1 protein-coding gene is annotated in these 415 nt (G+C 54.2%); it reads left to right on the top strand.

All coding sequences use genetic code 11. The annotated features are described in order from the left end of the window. Window positions 1–415 (top strand): hypothetical protein (locus tag ABAC402_RS0121130; RefSeq protein ID WP_031236149.1); only part of this gene is annotated, 415 nt, incomplete at both ends.

A 415-nucleotide genomic window follows, 5' to 3' on the forward strand; every position in this document is an offset into this window, starting at 1 on the left:
TTTAATGGTGGCGCACACTATTATGCCTATGACATCGAAAAAGTCAATGTGACCGGCGGTTCGAGTGCAGACGTCCTTCGTGGTCTCTCTGGTGACGATACATTGAACGGAGGCACAGGTAACGATTGGCTGAATGGTGGCAGTGGTATCGATGTTCTGGATGGTGGAGACGGCACAGACCGTGCATTTCTGGATCTGTCTGATGAGGTCGGGGCGGTCAGCTACAATATGGCGACTGCGGCGACTTCTGGCGGCTTTACCCTGGTCGACGGTACCGTCGTACGCAATATGGAAGAGGTCGACCTGACAACGGGCTTGGGGGATGACCAATTATTCGTCTTCGGCGCCCAGAAGGATTTCACGTGGCATGGTGGTGGTGGCGTCGATACGCTTGTCGCCGACTATACGACTCTAA

It is taken from the genome of Asticcacaulis sp. AC402 (assembly GCF_000495835.1).
Classification (GTDB): Bacteria; Pseudomonadota; Alphaproteobacteria; order Caulobacterales; family Caulobacteraceae; genus Asticcacaulis.